The organism is Microbacterium sp. P2_F9 (assembly GCF_056403635.1).
In genome coordinates this window covers 22,590-41,945 of the sequence record NZ_JBFUFC010000008.1, presented here as the reverse complement: position 1 = coordinate 41,945, position 19,356 = coordinate 22,590, and the positions used below count along the sequence as shown (strand labels likewise).

General features: G+C 69.2%; 14 protein-coding genes and 1 pseudogene. 5 read left to right on the top strand and 10 right to left on the bottom strand.

Annotation, left to right across the window (positions count from 1 at the left end; all coding sequences use genetic code 11):
• A pseudogene (locus tag AC1DVT_RS01860) lies at nt 1-202 on the top strand (class II aldolase/adducin family protein); the annotation flags it as partial.
• Between the two features lie 75 nt (nt 203-277).
• Complete coding sequence (locus AC1DVT_RS01855) at nt 278-1,837, top strand: SDR family oxidoreductase (protein WP_477386027.1); 1,560 nt, start codon at nt 278-280, stop codon at nt 1,835-1,837.
• A 21-nt stretch (nt 1,838-1,858) separates the two neighbouring features.
• Here AC1DVT_RS01855 and narI read toward each other — a convergent pair whose 3' ends face one another.
• From narI to AC1DVT_RS01835, 4 genes are read right to left on the bottom strand one after another with little or no spacing between them, the layout of a single operon-like run.
• Nucleotides 1,859-2,602, bottom strand: coding sequence for a respiratory nitrate reductase subunit gamma (narI, locus tag AC1DVT_RS01850; RefSeq protein WP_477386033.1), 744 nt, complete (start codon nt 2,600-2,602; stop codon nt 1,859-1,861).
• Nucleotides 2,603-2,613: 11 nt separating this feature from the next.
• On the bottom strand, nt 2,614-3,312 hold the full coding sequence (narJ, locus tag AC1DVT_RS01845) for a nitrate reductase molybdenum cofactor assembly chaperone (protein WP_477386025.1): 699 nt from the start codon (nt 3,310-3,312) through the stop codon (nt 2,614-2,616).
• The gene (narH, locus tag AC1DVT_RS01840; RefSeq protein ID WP_477386023.1) at nt 3,309-5,000 is read right to left on the bottom strand and encodes a nitrate reductase subunit beta; all 1,692 of its coding nucleotides are present in this window, start codon (nt 4,998-5,000) and stop codon (nt 3,309-3,311) included. The genes narJ and narH overlap by 4 nt, the downstream gene beginning before the upstream one ends.
• Nucleotides 5,000-8,743: a nitrate reductase subunit alpha gene (locus tag AC1DVT_RS01835; RefSeq protein ID WP_477386021.1), complete on the bottom strand. Its 3,744-nt coding sequence runs from the start codon at nt 8,741-8,743 to the stop codon at nt 5,000-5,002. Before AC1DVT_RS01835 ends, narH begins: the two co-directional genes overlap by 1 nt.
• Nucleotides 8,744-8,926: 183 nt before the next feature.
• On the opposite strand from AC1DVT_RS01835, the gene AC1DVT_RS01830 reads away from it, so the two are divergent.
• Complete coding sequence (locus tag AC1DVT_RS01830) at nt 8,927-10,159, top strand: MFS transporter (protein ID WP_477386020.1); 1,233 nt, start codon at nt 8,927-8,929, stop codon at nt 10,157-10,159.
• 7 nt (nt 10,160-10,166) lie between these two features.
• On the opposite strand, the gene AC1DVT_RS01825 is transcribed toward AC1DVT_RS01830, so the two are convergent.
• The 5 genes from AC1DVT_RS01825 to AC1DVT_RS01805 form a co-directional block, all read right to left on the bottom strand.
• Nucleotides 10,167-10,805: a winged helix-turn-helix transcriptional regulator gene (locus AC1DVT_RS01825; protein ID WP_477386018.1), complete on the bottom strand. Its 639-nt coding sequence runs from the start codon at nt 10,803-10,805 to the stop codon at nt 10,167-10,169.
• 51 nt (nt 10,806-10,856) lie between these two features.
• Nucleotides 10,857-12,485: a thiol reductant ABC exporter subunit CydC gene (cydC, locus tag AC1DVT_RS01820; protein WP_477386031.1), complete on the bottom strand. Its 1,629-nt coding sequence runs from the start codon at nt 12,483-12,485 to the stop codon at nt 10,857-10,859.
• Nucleotides 12,486-12,559: 74 nt separating this feature from the next.
• Nucleotides 12,560-14,239 carry a thiol reductant ABC exporter subunit CydD gene (gene cydD / locus AC1DVT_RS01815; protein WP_477386016.1) on the bottom strand — a complete coding sequence of 560 codons (1,680 nt, stop codon included), beginning with the start codon at nt 14,237-14,239 and terminating at the stop codon, nt 12,560-12,562.
• 34 nt (nt 14,240-14,273) lie between these two features.
• Complete coding sequence (gene cydB, locus AC1DVT_RS01810; RefSeq protein ID WP_477386014.1) at nt 14,274-15,308, bottom strand: cytochrome d ubiquinol oxidase subunit II; 1,035 nt, start codon at nt 15,306-15,308, stop codon at nt 14,274-14,276.
• Between the two features lie 9 nt (nt 15,309-15,317).
• Nucleotides 15,318-16,745, bottom strand: a complete 1,428-nt coding sequence (locus tag AC1DVT_RS01805; RefSeq protein ID WP_477386012.1) for a cytochrome ubiquinol oxidase subunit I — start codon at nt 16,743-16,745, stop codon at nt 15,318-15,320.
• A 146-nt stretch (nt 16,746-16,891) separates the two neighbouring features.
• Here AC1DVT_RS01805 and moaA point away from each other — a divergent pair, with 146 nt between their 5' ends.
• Together moaA and fdhD are read left to right on the top strand one after the other, a co-directional pair.
• A complete protein-coding gene (gene moaA, locus AC1DVT_RS01800) occupies nt 16,892-17,980 on the top strand; it encodes a GTP 3',8-cyclase MoaA (RefSeq protein WP_477386010.1) in 1,089 nt (362 codons plus the stop codon).
• A gap of 41 nt (nt 17,981-18,021) precedes the next feature.
• Nucleotides 18,022-18,927, top strand: coding sequence for a formate dehydrogenase accessory sulfurtransferase FdhD (gene fdhD / locus AC1DVT_RS01795; RefSeq protein WP_477386008.1), 906 nt, complete (start codon nt 18,022-18,024; stop codon nt 18,925-18,927).
• 41 nt (nt 18,928-18,968) lie between these two features.
• Here fdhD and AC1DVT_RS01790 read toward each other — a convergent pair whose 3' ends face one another.
• Nucleotides 18,969-19,337 (bottom strand): hypothetical protein, encoded by a 369-nt coding sequence (locus AC1DVT_RS01790; RefSeq protein WP_477386006.1) that lies wholly within the window; start codon nt 19,335-19,337, stop codon nt 18,969-18,971.
• Nucleotides 19,338-19,356: the final 19 nt, after the last annotated feature.

Sequence of the window (19,356 nt, the reverse complement as noted above, 5' to 3'; positions counted from 1 at the left end):
GCACGGGGTGATGGCCCGCTCGGACCTCTCGGTCACCCGCGCGGTGGACCGCATCGAGTACGCCGAGACGGGCGCCAAATACGAGCACATGAACCTCACCGCCGGAGGACTCGGTGAAGGCCTCAGCCCTGAGGAGATCCGCGCTGTCGCCGACGCGTTCGGCATCATCTCGCCCTGGATCCTCGTACCCCAGGCGGCCTAGCCAGTGCGCGCGAGTCTTCCTCGGGGTCTCGTCAAGCCCCGCCGTGGCGCCGGGGCGCGCGCGTAGCCTGCGAGGATGGATGACCTCTCCGCTCCCACCGGCCGCGAACCCGAACTCGCCGCTGTGCCCCGACCGGACGGCACCCCTCCGGTAGCCGTCGTGTTCGGCGGCACGGGCTATATCGGCGGGCGTCTCGTCCCGCGGCTGATCGCCGCGGGCTATCGGGTGCGCGTCGTCGCCCGCGACGTTTCGCGGGTCTCCGCCTTCGCGTGGGGGAGCGCGGTCGAGGCGATCGCGGGAGATGTCACCGATCCCCTTCCGGTGAGCCGAGCGGTGAGTGGGGCGGACCTGGTCTACTACCTCGTCCACTCCATGTCAGCCGGCAAGGGCTTCGAAGAGGCTGATCGCCGTGCCGCGGAGACCGTCGCGCACGCGGCGGCCGAGGCATCCGTCGGTCGGCTCGTGTACCTCGGTGGACTCCACCCGGACCGCGACCTGCTGTCACCGCACCTGCGGTCCCGGGTCGAAGTGGGTGACGTCTTCCTGAGATCGGGAGTGCCGACGCTCGTCCTGCAGGCCGGCGTCGTCATCGGCTCGGGCTCGGCCTCGTTCGAGATGGTGCGGCATCTGACCGACGTGCTGCCGTACATGCCGGCACCGAAGTGGGTGCGCAATCGCATCCAGCCGATCGCGGTGCGCGATGTGCTGCATTACCTGCTCGGCGCCGCGCGGATCGCCCCGGACGTCAATCGCGCCGTCGACATCGGCGGTCCGGACGTGCTGCGGTACGGGCAGATGATGAACGCCTACGCGCTCGAGGCGGGGCTGCCGCAGCGGGCGATCGCGGCCCTGCCGGTGCTCACACCCCGGCTCGCATCGCACTGGGTGAACCTCGTCACGCCCATCCCGAGGGCGATCGCGCGTCCGCTCGTCGAGTCGCTGCAGAACGAGTGCGTGATGAAGGATCACGACGTGGATGTCCTCATCCCGCGGCCGGCGGAAGGACTCACCTCCTATCGGCGCTCGGTGGCACTGGCTCTCGGACGGCAGCAGGACGACGCAGTGGAGACGAGCTGGCTGGATGCCGAGGTGCTCGGCGTGCCGAGCGACCCACTGCCCAGCGACCCGGACTGGGCGGGCAAGACGGTGTTCGTTGATGCCCGATCGGCGTTCACCCCCGCGCCCCCGGCCGAGCTCTGGCGCGTGATCGAGGGGATCGGCGGCGAGAACGGGTGGTACTCATCCCCACTGCTCTGGGCTCTCCGCGGATGGATGGACCGACTCGTCGGCGGTATCGGGCTGGCGCGAGGTCGCCGCAGCCGAGCCCGGCTCGAGGTCGGCGATGCCCTGGATTTCTGGCGCGTCGAGGCGATCGAGCGAGGGTCGTTCCTGCGCCTGCGCGCMGAGATGAAGGTGCCTGGTCTCGCCTGGCTCGAGCTTCGTGCCTCAGCGGAGGGTGACGGATCCCGCTACGACCAGCGCGCGGTGTTCTTCCCGCAGGGGCTGTCCGGGCGCCTGTACTGGCTCGCGGTGCTGCCGTTCCACGGGTTCATCTTCCGCGGCATGGCGAACCGGATCGCCGCCGCTGCCGACGCCGAGGCGACGCAGGGCGTTCCGGGCGCGTCAGGAGGATGACGCGCCCGGAACGGTCAGGGATCAGGGGCGCCGCAGCCGTTTCGAGTCCGGGGTGCTCACGGGGTCCCATCCTCGACGGCTGGGCCTGCTGCCACGCTGCTCGTCACGGGAGCGGTAGACGATGTACGGGCGGAAGAGGTACCCGACCGGCGCCGAGAAGACATGCACCAGGCGCGTGAACGGCCACAGTGCGAAGAGCGCGAATGCGGTGAGCACGTGGATCTGGAAGAGCAGCGGCACCTCCGCCATGAGCTCCGGCTGGGGTTGGAAGAAAAGGATGCTGCGGATCCACGGCGAGATCGTCTCGCGGTAGTGGAACCCGGGACCGAACACCTGGTAGACGAACGTCGCGAGCGTTCCGAAGAGCAGCGTCGCTCCGAGGAAGACGTACATGACCTTGTCCATGACGGTCGTCGCGAGGAAGACCGGGCCTACGGTGCGGCGTCGATAGATCAGGATCGCGAGGCCCGCAAGGGTGAGGATGGCGGCGAAGGATCCCATCACCGTCGCTCCCCAGTGGTACATCTCCTCTGAGATCCCGATGGCGTAGAGCCATTCGCGGGGGACGAGGAGTCCCACCACGTGCCCGGCGATCACCATCAGTATGCCGAGATGGAACATCGGCGAGCCCAGCCGCAGCAGGCGGCTCTCGTAGACCTGACTCGATCTGGTCGTCCAGCCGAACTTGTCGTAGCGGTAGCGCCACAGATGCCCGACGACGAACACCGCGATGGCGGCGTACGGGATCGCGACCCAGAGGATCATCGGCAGCGCGTTCACGAGTCCCCCCGCGGGGTGAACGGGGGAAGATGCCCGAGGAAGCTCAATCCCACCGTCTCGACCGGCGGCCCCTCGTTGATGAGCGCGAGGAAGCGCTCACGCGTGCGCTCGTCGATGGGCGGCAGCGACAGTGTCACAGCGCGGACGATGTCCGCCCACGGGCTCGAGATGCCCTCGAGTGCAGCCCGCAGCACTTCGATGCCTTCGCGGTGTGCGGAAATGAGCGCCGACGCGATCGGTGAGTCCGACACCGCCGAGAACTCGAGCACGGCAGGCAGATAGTCCGGCAGTTCCGGGGCGTCGAACTCCCAGCCTGCCGCGCGGTAGGCCTCCTTGAAGGTGACCAGCGCCGCCCCCCGGCGCCGCGTGTCACCGGTCGCGTAGTAGCTGAGATAGAGACTGCATTTGCGCTTCAGATCGAATGTCACCACGTACCGGCGCTGCCATTCGGTGACACCCGCGGAGGTCGCGGCATCCATGAATCGCACCAGCGCGCCCTGGATGGCTTCCGGAAGTCCGTGCGCCTGTTCCCGAATCGTGGGAAGGCGCCCGAACCACGCATCGTCTGGGTAGTCCAGCAGCAGCGAAGCGACCATATGGGTGCGGGCGCGGTCGGCGGCGGAGAGCTTCAGGGCGTCGAGCGAGTCCGGCAGCGGACGGCGCGGCGTTACGCGGGGTGGCAGGACGGCGCTCATGGCTGCGTCTCACCGCCGCCCGCGGCGCGACGGCCTTTGGACGTCGTGTGGGTCGGTCCGGCCGACGGCGGGAACAGTCCGTCGGCGGTGCCATTGCCGTCCCAGTTGAGGAGGTTGACCCGGCCGGGTGTCGACGGCCGGTCGGCGGTCTGTCGATCGGCGAGCACGTGGAAGTTCTCGACCGCGACCGGCACGCTCGGCCCGCTGGAGGAGCCGAACGGGCCTGCCCCGCCCATGCCGGGTCCGTCCTCGTAGTCGAGCGAGCACGCCATCTCCTCGAGTTCGTGGGCCCGTTCGGCGTGCGCCGTGGGGATCACGTAGCGGTCTTCGTACTTCGCGATCGCGAGGAGCCGGTACATCTCCTCGATCTCGGTGCCGCTCATCCCGACGGCACGGGCGATGCGTTCGTCGCGCTCGCCGTCGATACTCACGCCGCGCATGTACGAGCGCATCGCCGCGAGCGTGCGCAGGGCGCGATCGACCGGGGCGATGTCTCCGGCGGTGAACATCTCCGCCAGGTAGCTGATCGGAATGCGCAGCTTGTCGATCGCCGCGAACAGCGTGCGCGCGTCTTCGCCGTCGTTGCCGCTCTCGGTGACGACGTCGACGACGGGCGACAGCGGCGGGATGTACCAGACCATCGGCATGGTGCGGTACTCGGGGTGCAGCGGCAGCGCGACGCGGTAGGTCTGGATGAGCTTCCAGATCGGGCTGCGCTGGGCTGCGTCGATCCAGTCCTCCGGAATGCCGTCACGGCGGGCCGCCTCGATGACGGCGGGGTCGTGCGGGTCGAGAAGGACGTCGCGCTGCGCGTCGAGCAGATCCTTCTCGTCCTCCACCTTCGCGGCGTCGGCGACGCGGTCGGCGTCGTACAGCACCAGGCCGAGGTAGCGCAGGCGGCCGACGCACGTCTCGGAGCAGACGGTGGGCAGGCCCACCTCGATGCGCGGGTAGCACATCGTGCACTTCTCGGCCTTGCCGGTCTTGTGGTTGAAGTAGACCTTCTTGTACGGGCAGCCCGAGACGCACATGCGCCAGCCACGGCACTGGTCCTGGTCGACGAGCACGATCCCGTCCTCGGCGCGCTTGTACATCGCGCCGGAGGGGCAGGATGCCACGCACGAGGGGTTGAGGCAGTGCTCGCAGATGCGCGGCAGATAGAACATGAAGGCCTTCGAGAACTCGGCCTCGACCTTCTCGCTCATCTTCTTGAGGATGGGGTCGTCCTGCATCGTCTCGATCGAGCCGCCCAGGTCGTCGTCCCAATTCGCCGACCAGGAGATCTTCATGTCCTTGCCGGTGAGCAGGCTCTTCGGGCGGGCCACCGGCACCTGGGCGCCCTTCGGCGCGTTCAGCAGCATGTCGTAGTCGTACGTCCAGGGCTCGTAATAGTCCTGGATCTCGGGGAGCGTGGGGTTGGAGAAGATCCGCGCGAGCTTGGCGAGCCGACCGCCGCTGCGCAGCTTGAGCCGACCGCGCTTGGTGCGCACCCAGCCACCGCCCCACTTCTCCTGATCCTCATATCCGCGCGGGTAGCCGACGCCCGGTCGGGTCTCGACGTTGTTGAACCAGACGTACTCGACGCCGGTGCGGTTCGTCCACGCCTGCTTGCACGTCACGCTGCAGGTGTGGCACCCGATGCATTTGTCGAGGTTCATGACCATCGACATCTGAGCCATGACCTTCATCAGTACTCGACCTCCTGGCTGCGGCGGCGGATCGTCGTGATCTCGTCGCGCTGGTTCCCCGTCGGACCGAGGTAGTTGAAGGCCCAGGCGAGCTGGGCGTAGCCCCCGATGAGGTGGCTCGGTTTGAGCAGGATCCGGGTGAGGGAGTTGTGGATGCCGCCGCGCTGCCCGCTCGTCTCGGCGATCGGCACATCCACGGTGCGGTCCTTCGCGTGGTACATGAACACCGTGCCCTCCGGCATCCGGTGCGACACGATCGCCCGCGCGACCACGACGCCGTTGCGGTTGTACGACTCGATCCAGTCGTTGTCGCGCACGCCGACCTTGTCGGCATCCTGCGGGCTCATCCAGATCGTGGGGCCGCCTCGCGAGAGCGAGAGCATGAACAGGTTGTCCTGGTACTCGGAGTGGATCGACCACTTCGAGTGCGGCGTGAGGTAGYGCACCGCGACCTCGGTCTGGCCGTTCGAGCCGCGCCCGTCGGCGCGCTTGGTGGCACCCACCTTCGGATCGTCGAACAGGCGGTGCATGTCCAGGGGCGGTCGGAAGATCGGCAGGTTCTCGCCGAGGTCTTCCATCCAGTCGTGATCGAGGAAGAAGTGCTGACGACCGGTGAGGGTGTGCCAGGGCTTGAGATGGTCGACGTTGATCGCGAACGCGGTGTAGCGGCGGCCGCCGTGCTCCGATCCCGACCACTCCGGCGACGTGATGACACTGCGTGGCTGCACCTGCACGTCGGCGAAGGTGATACGCGAGCCCTCGTGCTCTTCAGCGAGATGCGCCATCTTCTGCCCGGTGCGCTTCTCGAGTGTGCGGAAGCCCTGCACCGCGAGCCGGCCGTTGCTCGTGCCGGACAGCGCGAGGATCAGCTCGCACACCCGCTTGTCGGTGTCGAGGCGCACCGAGCCGGTGTAGGGGCCGGACTTGACGAGCCCATTCGTCCGGCCGAGCAGCTCGATCTCGGGCTCAGCCGAGTAGGTGATGCCCTTTGTCGTGAGACCGAGCTTGGCGGTGAGCGGACCGAGCGCGCGCCACTTGGCCGCGAGGTTGGGGTAGTCGCGCTCCACCACGATGAGCTTCGCCATCGTCTGGCCGGGGATGAGCGGCAGGTCGTCGACGACGCGGCCGTGGGGTGTCGCCATGACATCGGCCGTGTCGTGCTGCAGGGGCGAGGCCACGATGTCGCGCCGCACCCCGAGATGGCCGATCGCCAGCTCGCTGAAGCGCTGGGCGATGTCGCCGAACATGTCGAAGTCCGTCCTGGTCTGCCAGGGCGGCGCGATCGCCGGGTTGAAGGCGTGGATGAACGGATGCATGTCCGTCGACGAAAGGTCGTGCTTCTCGTACCACGTCGCGGCGGGCAGCACAATGTCGCTGAAGAGCGTCGTGCTCGTCATCCGGAAATCCGCCGTCAGCAGCAGGTCGAGCTTGCCGTTCGGCGCGTCGTCGCGCCAGCGGATGTCCCGGGGACGGGATCCCTCCTCGGCCTCGCCCGCGCGAATCGCCGAGTCGGTGCCGAGGAGGTGCTTGAGGAAGTACTCGTTGCCCTTGCCGGACGATCCGAGGATGTTCGCGCGCCAGACCGTGACGATGCGGGGGAAGTTCTCCGGAGCATCGGGATCCTCGACCGCATAGTGCAGGGATCCGTCGGTCAGCGAGTCGACGACRTGCTGGGAAGGCTCCTTGCCGAGCGCCTCGGCTTCGTCGCACAGGTCGAGCGGATTGCGCGAGAACGTCGGATAGCTCGGCATCCACCCGCGCTTGACCGAGTCGACGAGGCAGTCGGCGGTCGTGCGATCGGCGAATGCGCCGCGCGCGAGCGGCGATGCCAGCTGGTCTGCCGGCAGTCCGTCGTAGCGCCACTGGTCGGTGGCGAGGTACCAGAAGGCGGTGCCGATCATCTGCCGGGGTGGCCGGTTCCAGTCGCCCGCGGTCGCGTACTGCGAGTAGCCGGTGATCGGGCGGACCTTCTCCTGGCCGACGTAGTGGGCCCAGCCGCCGCCGTTGATTCCCTGGCAGCCGGTCATCGTCGTGAGGGCGAGGAAGGTGCGGTAGATCGTGTCGGAGTGGAACCAGTGGTTCGTCCCGGCGCCCATGAGGATCATCGAGCGCCCGCCGGAGCGGTCGGCGTTGTCGGCGAACTCGCGTGCGATCCGGGTGGCCTGCACCGCGGGCACCGAAGTAAGCTCCTCCTGCCAGGCCGGGGTTCCGGGGCTGGTGGGGTCGTCATAGCCGGTCGGCCATGTTCCCGGCAGGCCTTCGCGGACTACACCGTACTGAGCGAGGAGCAGGTCGAAGACCGTCGTGACGAGCTTGCCGGCGACGATGCGGGTTGGCACGCCGCGCACGACGACGCCCGATCCACCGGCGTGCTCGCCGCCGGCCTCGGGGGCGAGGTCGAAGCGCGGCAGCATCACCTCGGCGGTCGACCCGGTGCCGTCGGCGACGTCGGCGACCGAGAGCGGGGGGACGACATCGCCGAGGTCGAGGTTCCACTTGCCCTCGTCCTCGGGCGTGAAGCGGTGGCCCAGCGACCCGTTCGGCACGACTGGCGTGCCGTCGGCGTCGAGCAGCACGGGCTTGAACTCGGCGCGCGGGGCCGCGGCATCCGTTCCGCCCAGATCGCTCGCTGTGACGAACTTGCCCGGCACGAGTCCGCCCTGATGCGGCTCGAGCGAGACCAGGAACGGCGAGTCCGTGAAGCGCCGCATGTAGTCCTCGAAGCGCGGCGTGCGCTTGTGCACGTAGTGCTCGGTGAGGATGACATGACCCATCGCGAGCGCCAGTGCCCCGTCGGTGCCGGGGTGGGGCGCGACCCACTCGTCGGCGAACTTCGTGTTGTCGGTGTAGTCGGGCGAGACCGTGATGACCTTCTGCCCGCGGTAGCGCGCCTCGGCCATGAAGTGCGCGTCGGGCGTGCGCGTCACCGGGACGTTCGAGCCCCACATGATGAGGTAGCCCGCGTTCCACCAGTCGGCCGACTCGGGAACGTCCGTCTGGTCGCCGAACACCTGCGGGCTCGCCACCGGCAGGTCGGCGTACCAGTCGTAGAACGACAGGATCGTGCCGCCGAGGAGGTTCAGGAACCGCGCGCCGGCGCCGTGCGAGACCATCGACATGGCCGGGATCGGCGAGAAGCCGGCCACCCGGTCGGGTCCGTAGGTCTTGACCGTGTGCACGTGTGCGGCCGCGATGATCTCGAGCGCCTCGTCCCAGGTCGTGCGGACGAGGCCGCCCTTGCCGCGTGCGCTCTTGTACGCGGCGGATGCCTCGGGGTCGTCGACGATCGACGCCCAGGCCGCGACAGGGTCGCCGTGGCGCTGCTTCGCCTCGCGGTAGAGGGCGGCGAGCGTGTCGCGGATGTAGGGGTAGCGCACGCGCGTCGGCGAGTAGGTGTACCAGCTGAACGCGGCGCCCCGAGGGCAGCCGCGCGGTTCGTATTCGGGGGAGTCGGGGCCGACCGACGGGTAGTCGGTCTGCTGCGTCTCCCACGTGATGATCCCGTCCTTGACGTAGACCTTCCACGAGCACGACCCCGTGCAATTCACGCCGTGGGTGGAGCGCACCACCTTGTCGTGCGACCAGCGGTCGCGGTAGAACACATCGCCGGAGCGGCCGCCTTCGAGGAAGACGGAGCGCAGGTCGGGCGATGTCTCGCCCCGACGGAGGAAGCGCCCCATCGAGAGGAGCGCATCCGCGAGTGGCCCATCGGTGGCCGGCGTCGTGCGGATGTCGGGGGTCATGTCGTGCCCTCCCAGGATTGCGATTGCGCTCAGCATCCTCCGAGTGAGTGCGGAACCGTGCAGGGGAACGCCGTGTTTATTGAGCAGAGTGCCCGGTCGCGGGGGGATTCGCAATAAACCCGGCGAAAGAAGCAGAGGAGCGGCCGAGAGTGAGTACGTTCACTCTCAACGATTGGAGTGACCATGGCCGCGATCGCAGCCCCGCCGTCGATCGACCTGCGCGGCGGGTTCCCTCAAGTACTCATCGCGACCCTCGCCTCGACTGTCGGGTTCTGGGCGTGGATGATGATCGCACCGCTGCAGGGGATCTACGCGAGCGAGATGGGCCTGGACCAAGTGCAGATCTCGATCATGCTCGCGACGCCGGTGCTCGTCGGCGCACTCGGTCGCATCGTCGTCGGCGCCTACGCCGATCGCTTCGGCGGGCGCAAGATGTTCACGTTCGTCCTGCTCGCCGCCGTGCCCGCCGTCCTGCTCGTCGCACTGGCCGGCAGCATCCGGAGTTACCCGCTGCTGCTCGTGGGCGGTTTCCTCCTCGGCATCGCCGGTACGATCTTCGCCGTCGGCATCCCGTTCTCCAGCGCCTGGTTCACGGCGGAGCGGCGTGGATTCGCCACGGGCGTCTTCGGCATGGGCATGATCGGCACGGCGGTCTCGGCCTTCTTCACACCGCGGCTGGCCCTGAGCATCGGCTACCTGCAGACGCACCTGCTCGTCGCGGGGATCATGGTGGTCGCCGCAGGGCTGACCTGGTTCACTCTTCGTGAGTCGCCGGTGTGGATTCCGAATACCCAGCCGCTCGTCCCGAAGGTGAAGGGCGCGCTCAAGCTCCCCGTGACATGGCAGATGTCGTTCCTCTACGCCATCGTGTTCGGGGGATTCGTCGCGTTCTCCACCTTCCTCCCGAAGTACTTGACGACCATCTATCCGAACGATGTGGATGCCGTGGGTGCGGGCACCCGCACCGCGATGTTCGCGACGGCTGCGGTCATCGCGCGGCCGATCGGCGGGGTCCTGGCCGACAAGCTCGGACCGAAGGTGATCTCGCTCATCTCGCTGGCCGGCATCGTGTCGTGCGCCTACATCGTCGGGCAGGAGCCGCCCGAAGGGGTGCTGACGGGCGTGGCGTTCCTGCTGATGGCTGCGGCGATGGGCCTCGGGATGGGTGCCGTCTTCGCTTGGGTCGGGCCTTCGACGCCGCCCGAGAAGGTCGGCGCCGTGACCGGCGTGGTGGCTGCGGCGGGGGGCCTCGGCGGGTACTTTCCTCCGCTCGTCATGGGGGCGACGTACAACGCCGAGACGAACTCGTACGCGCTGGGGCTGTGGCTGCTCGTGCTCGTCGGTGCGATCGCGCTCGTGGTCGCGGGAATGCTCCGCGACGCCCGCGCGCAGAAGGCTGCGGCCGCGCTGAAGTAGGTCGCGCTCAGACCGGTTCGGACTGCGGCAGCGCGGTGCGCAGTTCGAGCAGGACGGCGCAGGAGTGCGGGGTCGTGAACGGTCGCACCTCACGCATCCGCACGGGCCCCGGCACCTGGGCGAGCACGTCTGCGATGAGCTGCTCGTGCACGTGGCAGACGAGGTCCTGCTCCTCGTCGACGACCGTGTGGTACGGGCACGGGATGAGGCCCACGCTCAGCGACCGGTCGTCGATGTCGGGCTGGAGTCCGGCGTCTTCGAGGTGCTCGTAGAGGGCGTCGAGCTGGTGCACAGCGGCTTCGCCGAGCTCCGCGGTGTGATCGAGCTCGGGTGCGACCCGACGCAGCAGGTCGCCGTGCTCGAGCGACAGGCGGATGCGGCGTTGGGCGGCAGCGCTCTCGGCCGGTGCGGCGACGGCGCGGTAGATGACGGGAGGGCGCCCGCGGGTTCCGCGATGCACCGTGGTGGACGCGATGAGCCCCTCGTCCTCGAGGATCTGCAGGTGCTCGCGCACCGTGTTCGCGTGCAGTCCGGTCTCGTCGACGAGCTCATGAAGAGTGCTGTCCGGTGACACCTGGATGGCGCGCAGCAGCTTAAGACGGCTCAGTTGAGTGAGCCCGCGAAATTCGTCGACGCGGCGAGGCACCCCTCGATTATCGCGCTTCGGCGACCTGGTTCGTCGCGCGTGCGGCTGCGGTCACTGCACTCGTCCCGCCTCGAGCCGCACCGTCCGGTCGACGAGGCCTGCGGGCACCTCGACGTGCGAGATCAGGATCACGGCCTGGTCGGGCCCCACCGCGGTGAGCAGGTCGGTGAGCAGGGCATCGGATGCCTCCGGGTCGACGCCCGCCGTCGGCTCGTCGAGCACGAGCACCGGAAAACCGCGCAGCAGCGCCCGCGCGAGCGCGATCCGCTGTGCCTGACCGCCCGACACCAGCGCGCCGCGCTCGCCGACCCGAGCGCTGAGTCCGCCCCGGTCGTGCAGCCACGTGCCGAGACCGACGCGGTCCAGGGCAGCCTCGAGCTCGGCATCCGTCGCGTCCTCCTTCGCGAAGAGGAGGTTCTGGCGGATGTCCTCGTCGAAGAGCATCGGATGCTGCTCGCACAGGCCGACCGTGCGCCGGAGGTCGTCGCCGGCCAGATCGTGGGCGGAGCGCCCGCCGATCGTGTAGTCGCCGGCGCTGTCGAGGAAGCGCACCAGGACGTGCGCGAGGGTCGTCTTGCCCGCGCCGCTGGATCCCACCACGAGGAGCCGTTCGCCCGGGCGCACGTCGAGGTCGACGCCGTCGAGCGCGTCGCCGCCGGCCGTCGGCCACTGCGCCGAGACATTCCGCAGGCGCAGCCCCTCGCCGAGGTCGGGGCCGACTCCCTCCGCAGCGATGGACTCGGGCACCAGGCCGGGAGGCAGCTCGGCGGGGAGGGAGTCCGAGATGCGCTCGGCGGAGGCCCGCACCTGCCGCCACGCCGAGGCGGCCATCGGCACCGCGGCGAAGACCTCGAACACGGCCATCGGCACGAGGACGACCACCGCGAGCGCGGGTCCGGTCAGCGTCCCCGCCGCGATGCCCGGCGCCGCTACGAGGAGGGCGAGCACGGAAGCGACCCCTGCGAGGAGGGAGACGACCGCGGTCGTGCCGGCCTGTGCGCCCGCTMGGCGCGTCACCGCGCGGCGCAGTGCCTGATCGGCCGAGCGCACCCGTGCCTGGCTCGCCGCCTCGGCGCCGCACGCGATCAGCACCTCGAGGCTGCCGAGGTGGTCGGTGATGGCATCGGCGAGCTGGGCGCGCAGCGGCGCGATCGCGCGCTCGGCCTTCGACCCCGACACCCAGCCCCAGACCAGCGACGCCGCCCCGGCCACCAGCAGGCAGGCGAGCAGGGTCAGCGCGGCCGGCCACCACACCACCGCGACGAGGATGACGGCGCCGACCGACACCAGGGCCGAGGCGAGAAGTGGCTGCACCACCCGGAGCGGCAGGTTCTGCAGGTCGTCGACATCGTCGACGAGGGCGCCGAGCACCGAGCCGCGGCGCGTCCGCGAAAGCCCGTCGGGCGCGAGCGGGATCAGGCGGCGCACGAGCGACGTGCGGGTGGTGGCGAGCTGCCGCAGGGCGGCATCGTGGCTCGCCAGCCGGTCGGTGTAGCGGAAGACCGCGCGCGAGATCGCGAAGAACCGCACCCCGACGACGGCGATCGAGATGTAGAGCACCGGCACCTGGTCGCTCGCGCGCAAGATGAGCCAGGCGCTCACCGCGAGGAGCGCGACCGCCGATGCCTCGGAGAGGAAGGCGGACCCGGCTCCGAGCGCGAAGCGGCGCCACGACGGCATCGCGCCGCGCAGGATCGCCGAGGGGGAGGAGGAGACGGATGCCGCGGCATCCGGCACCCGTGTCTCGAGGCTGCTCACACCACCACCTCGCTCGGCTCGAGCCGCACGACCGTGTCGGCGAACTCGCGCGCACTCGTGCGGTGCGAGACGACGAGGACGAGGGYACCGTCGTCGGCCAGGGCGCGGACACTGCGCCACAGCCGGGTCTCGGTCGTGGGGTCGAGGGCGGAGCTGGGCTCGTCCAGGGCGATCACGGGCCCGACGCCCCGGAGATGCCGATAGAACGCACGCGCCACCGCAACCCGCTGCGCTTGACCGCCGGAGAGCCCGGCACCCTGTACGCCGAGCTCGGCGTCGGGGTCGAGGTCGCCCGCGCACGCGAGGTCGAGGGCGCGCGCGACCGTGGCGGCCTCGGGTTCGGCGTCGCCGAGGGCGACATTGTCGCGGATGCGGCCGGCGACGAGTCCGGGCTGCTGGCCGGCCCAGGCGAGCCAGGTCGCCGTGGGGAGGTCGCGTACGTCCTGGCCCTGCCACGTTGCGAATCCATCGAACTCGGCCGCCCCGCGCAGGGCCGCGAGCAGGCTCGACTTGCCCGAGCCGCTCGGTCCCTCGATCAGCAGGATGGTCCCGGGCGCGGCGGTCAGGTCGACGGTCGGCAGGGCGCGACCGCCGCGCTGCACCCGAACATCCGCGAGCACGAGCAACGGCATCGCCGCGATCGGAGTCGTCGGTTCCCGGGCTGTGCCGCTTGACGGCCACGAAGCGGCCCGTGCCGCGTCGAGCACGACGAACACGTCCTCGGTCGYGGCCACGCCCTCGGCGGCCGCATGGAACTGCACCCCGACCTGCCGCAGCGGCAGGTAGGCCTCCGGCGCGAGCAGCAGGACGAACAGCCCCACCGTCAGCGCGAGCGAGCCGTCGAGCAGCCGGAAGCCGATCGACACCGCGATGATCGCCACCGAGATGCTCGCGAGGAACTCGAGGGCGAACCCGGAGAGGAACGAGACCCGCAGCACCTTCATCGTCTCGACGCGATAGCGCTCGGTGACGGACTGGATGGATGCCGCGGCCCGATGCTGACGCCCGAACACCTTGAGCGTCGACAGACCCTGCACCGTGTCCGCGAAGCGGGTGGCGAGCTGGTTCAGCGTGCGCCACTGGCGCTGCTGCACACCGCGCGTCGCCATGCCGATGAGCACCATGAACACCGGGATGAGGGGGAGGGTGAGCAGCACCGTGAGCCCGGAGATCCAGTCCTGCGACCACATCACGAGCAGGATGACGGGTGTCGCGACGACGGTCTGCACGAGCTGCGGCAGGTAGCGCCCGAAGTACGGGTCGAGCGCGGCGAGTCCCCGGCCCGCGGTGACCGCGAGCTGAGCGGTGCTGCGGGTGGCGAGCCAGCGCGGACCGAGCTTGCCGACTGCGTCGACGAGGTGCGTGCGCAGCTGCGCCTCCACCTTCGCCGCGGCGCGGGAGGCGACAGCCTCGCGTGCCCACACCAGGACCGCGCGGACGGCGACCACGAAGGCGAGCGCGCCGAGCGTCACGCCCAGTTCGGCCACCGGCATCCCGTCGATCGCCCCGACGATCGCCCGGGTGAGCAACCACGCGAACGCGACGATGGCCGCGGTCTGCCCGACGCTGATCGCCGCGATCGCGACGAAGAATCCACGCGATGCGCTGGCGTGCTTCAGCAGCCGCGGATCGACCGGAGGCGTGCGCCGCGCTGCCCCGGCTTCCTGCTCACTCATGCTGTCTCGACCCTATTCCAGGATCAGGGAGGGGTCAGTGCGCGGCGGCGGCGACGGCCCGCTCGATGCGGGTCCGGGAGACGCGCTTGCGGAAGATCCAGTACGTCCACGCCTGGTAGGCGAGCACGAGCGGGAGGAAGACGAGCGCGGCCCAGGACATGATCGTCAGCGTGTAGTGGGTGCTCGACGCATTCTCGATCGTCAGGCTGTTCGCGACATCCGTCGTCGACGGCATGACGAACGGGAAGAGCGCGGTCCAGAGCGTCAGCACGGCGAAGATGATCGTCACCGCTCCGGCAGCGAACGCCCAGACCTCGCGCTTGCGCATGTTCGCCAGGATCGAGCCGATCAGCGCGACCGCCGCGACGACACCGCACGTGATCGTCAGCCACAGCAGGGGGGCCTCACGGCCGGCCGCGATGGCGATCGTCCAGACGACGCAGCCGGCGGCGAAGATGACGGTCGGAATGGCGGCACGCCAGGCAAGCTTGCGCGCATCCTCCATCACCTGGCCGTCGGTCTTGATGGCGACGAAGTACACGCCGTGCAGGAAGAACAGCAGGAGCGTCGTCACCCCGACCCACAGCCCGTACGGGTTCAGCAGAGTGAGAAGCGACCCGGTGAACTCGTGGTCCGCGTCGATCGGCACGCCCTGGACGATGTTGCCCACCGCGACGCCCCACAGCAGCGCCGGCACGGCGGAGCCGACGACGATCATCGTGTCGAAGCCCGACTTCCACTTCAGGCTGTCGCGCTGGTGGCGGTACTCGAACGAGACGCCGCGCATGATGAGCGTGAGCAGGATCAGCAGCAAGGCGAGGTAGAAGCCGCTGAACAGCGTCGCGTACCACTCCGGGAACGCGGCGAACAGGCACGCGCCGGCGACGATGAGCCACGTCTCGTTCAGGTCCCAGACCGGGCCGATCGTGTTGATGATCTGGCGGCGGCCGATGTCGTCCTTGCCGAGGAATGGGAGCGACATCCCGACGCCGAAGTCGAAGCCGTCGAGCACGAAGTAGCCGACGAAGAGGAAGCCGACGATGAAGAACCAGAGGTATGCGAGATCCATGGCGGCCTCCTAGTAGACCGTGGTCGGCGTGTCTTCGAGCGCGAGCTCGGAGGGATCGGGATCGCCCGGCCCGGGCAGGGGTTCTGGGCCGGTGCGGGCGGTCTTGATGATGAGGCCGATCTCGACCACCGCGAGCACGGCGTACAGAGCCGTGAAGGTGACGAGCGAGAGCAGGACGTTCCACCCCGGCACGCTCGGCGAGACCCCGTCCTCGGTGAACATGAGACTGAAGACGATCCAGGGCTGCCGGCCCATCTCGGTGAAGATCCAGCCGATCAGCGTGGCGAACAGGGCTAGGGGCGCCGACCACACGGCGAGCTTCCACGCCCACTGCGGCACCTCGCGGGTGGCCTTCTTGCGGGTGAACCAGAGACCCGCGATCGCGACAAGCACGGCCAGTCCGCCGAAGCCGATCATCCAGCGGAACGACCAGTAGGTGATCCAGATGATCGGGGAGTAGTCCACGCCGGAGCCGAACTGCTCGGTGTACAGGGCCTGCAGGTCGTTGATGCCCTCGACGCAGCCGGTGAGGGTGTGGGTGGAGAGGAATGCGAGYAGATAGGGCACGCGCAGCGACCAGATCTCCTCCGAGCCGTCCGGTGTGCCGATGGAGAAGATCGAGAACGAGGCATCCGCTCCGCAGGCGGAGTCGTACAGCGCCTCGGCCGACGCCATCTTCATCGGCTGCGTCGCCACCATCTGCAGACCGAGCTGGTCGCCGGAGAGCACGACCCCGATGAACGCCACGATCATGAACCACAGCCCGTATCGCAGCGATGAGCGCATCATGACGACGTTGAGCTTGCGCGACAGCTGCCACGCCGACACCGAGATGATGACCCCGGCGGAGAACATCATCGCGGCGAACAGCGTGTGCGGAAGCGCCGCCAGTGCGACGCGATTGGTGAGGACGGCGACGAAGTCGACCAGTTCGGCGCGATGGCCGTCCTCGGCCAGCTGGTAGCCGACCGGATTCTGCATGAACGCGTTCGCGGCGAGGATGAAGTAGGCGCTGATCCAAGCGCCGATCGAGGCGATCCAGATCGTCGCGAGGTGCAGGCCCCTGGGCAGCTTGTCCCACCCGAAGATCCACAGCCCGATGAAGGTCGCCTCGAAGAAGAAGGCCATGAGGCCCTCGAAGGCGAGCGGGGCACCGAAGATGTCGCCGACGAACCGGCTGTACGCCGACCAGTTCATGCCGAACTGGAACTCCTGCACGATGCCGGTGACGACGCCCATCGCGAAGTTGATCAGGAAGATCTTCCCGAAGAACCGCGTGAGGTGCAGCCACTTGAGGTTGCCGGTGCGGTACCAAGCGGTCTGGAAGATCGCGACCGAGATAGACATGCCCAGCGTGAGCGGCACGAAGATGAAGTGGTAGAGCGTTGTCAGGCCGAACTGCCAGCGGGCGAGCAGCAGCGGATCGAGCCAGTCCATGAGGCCTCCACGTCGCAAACAGGAATCTGCGGCCAACCTATCCAGGAATCTCCCAGCCTTCCAGACGCATGGCCGTGGAAAAGGGGAACGTGCGCAGTGACCTGAACGCGGGATTACCCTCGAAGCATGGGCAGTCAGGAGCGAACATGAGCGCGGTGCCCGTGCTGATCGGCACGAGGCGCACGGCTGCCCTCGAGGACGCTTCGGATGCCGCGGCCTGCGGCCCGCTCGTCGACACCTTCGGGCGCGTCCACCGCGACCTCCGCGTCTCGCTCACCGACCGCTGCTCGCTGCGCTGCACGTACTGCATGCCCGAGCAGGGGAACGAGTGGCTCGCCCGCTCGAGCATCCTGACCGTCGACGAGATCGAACAGATCGCGCGGGTCGCCGCTGCGGCGGGCGTCACGACCTTCCGGCTCACCGGCGGCGAACCGCTGCTGCGCGCCGACATCGTTGATGTCGTCCGCAGGCTCGCCGCGATCACCGGGCCCGACGGCGAGGCGGTCGAGCTCGCGATGACGACCAACGGGATCCGCCTGTCCGAACTCCTGCCCGGACTCGTCGAGGCGGGCCTGGGCCGGCTCAACATCTCGCTCGACACGCTGCGCCGCGATCGCTTCCGCGACCTCACCCGCCGGGATCGGCTCGACGATGTGCTCGCCGGGATCGCCGCGGCCGCGGCATCCGGACTCCGCCCACTCAAGCTCAACACGGTCGCGATGCGCGATGTGAACGACGACGAGCTGATCGATCTCGTGCAGTTCGCCCTCGACCACGACGCTGAGCTGCGCTTCATCGAGCAGATGCCGCTCGACGCGGGCCACACCTGGGATCGCGCGCGGATGGTCACCCGCGACGAGATCCTCGACACGCTGTCGACGCGGTGGACGCTCACCCCGGTGCCGGGAAGGGGCGGCGCTCCGGCGGAGCGCTGGACCCTCGACGGCGGACCGCACAAGGTGGGCGTCATCGCATCGGTCACCGCACCGTTCTGCGGCRACTGCGACCGGCTGCGACTCACCGCCGACGGCCAGCTGCGCAACTGCCTCTTCTCCACCACCGAGTTCGACCTTCTCCCGGTGCTGCGCCCGCCGGTCGCTGAGCCTCTCGAAGCGATCGATGCCGGGATCGATCGGATGCTGCGCTCCTGCGTGCGCCGCAAGCTTCCCGGTCACGCGATCAACGACCCCGGCTTCCTCCAGCCCGCCCGGGGAATGAACGCGATCGGCGGCTGAGCCCCCGCCGCGGCGAGCCTGCCGCGGGCTACCCTGAGTCCATGGGACGGATCACGACACGGCGACCGATCGTGAAGATCACGATCGGCGGTGAATCCACCCGTCGCCCCGACACGCTCGCGGTCGAAGAGCCCCTCGAGATCCGGGTCGGCGGCACACCGCTCGCCATCACGATGCGCACCCCCGGGCATGACGTCGAACTCGCCGCCGGATTCCTCGTGTCGGAGGGCGTCATCTCGCGCGGCGACGAGTTCCGCTCGGCGATCCACTGCGGCGGGCCCGGCACCGGCGGGCTGCTCAGCCCGGTCGGCCGCGGCGACCTGCTCCATTCGGCCGATGGCGCGTCGGGGGGCAACACCTACAACGTGCTCGACGTGTCGCTCGCGCCCGGCGTGAAAGCCCCCGACCCCGACCTCACCCGCACTTTCTACACGACCAGCTCCTGCGGCCTGTGCGGCAAGGCGTCGATCGACGCGGTCGAGACGGTGTCGGCCTACGACGTCGCCGCCGACGACGTGACGATGGATGCCGCGGCCGTCGTGGAGCTGCCGGAACGGCTGCGGGCGGAGCAGACCGTGTTCGATACGACCGGCGGCCTTCACGGGGCCGCGCTGTTCGACGCCGCCACGGGGGAGCTCCTCGTGGCGCGCGAGGATGTCGGCCGCCACAACGCCGTCGATAAGGTGATCGGCTGGGCGGTGCTGAGCGACCGGCTGCCGCTGCGCGGAGTGGTGCTCCAGGTCTCTGGACGCGCGAGCTTCGAACTCGTGCAGAAGGCCGTAATGGCCGGCATCCCGATGCTCACCGCGGTGTCGGCACCCTCATCGCTCGCGGTCGAACTGGCCGAGGCATCCGGTCTCACGCTCGCCGGATTCGTCCGCGGAGCGTCGATGAACGTCTACTCGAGGGCCGACCGCATCACGGTGGGCGCACCCGCGACCGTCTGACGCCGAGGGGCGTGACGGCACTTCCGAGCCGCCGGGCGGGCTCAGAAGACGAAGATCTGCCCCAGCACCATGATCGCGATGACGAATACGGCGACGATGGCGCCGACGATCGCGAGCGTGCGGCCCGACAGCTTCGCCACGGCGAAGCCGGCGAGGAAGGGGATGGCGAGCAGGAAGATCGTCACGATCCACCAGAAGGCGACGTAGCCGCCCTGCGTGGCGTTCTCCAGCCGACCGCCGAAGAGCTGCTGCGTGCCCGGGTGCGTCGCGAACGAGAAGGCGGCCGACAGCGGGACGGCGATGAACGCGACGACGATGATGCCGACGAGGAAGCCCCAGAGCGTGGACTTGCTCGACAGGTCGTAGTCGTCTTCTTCGACAGCGGTGCTGCGGGTGCTCTTGGTGGCCATGCCGACGAGCCTACCGAGC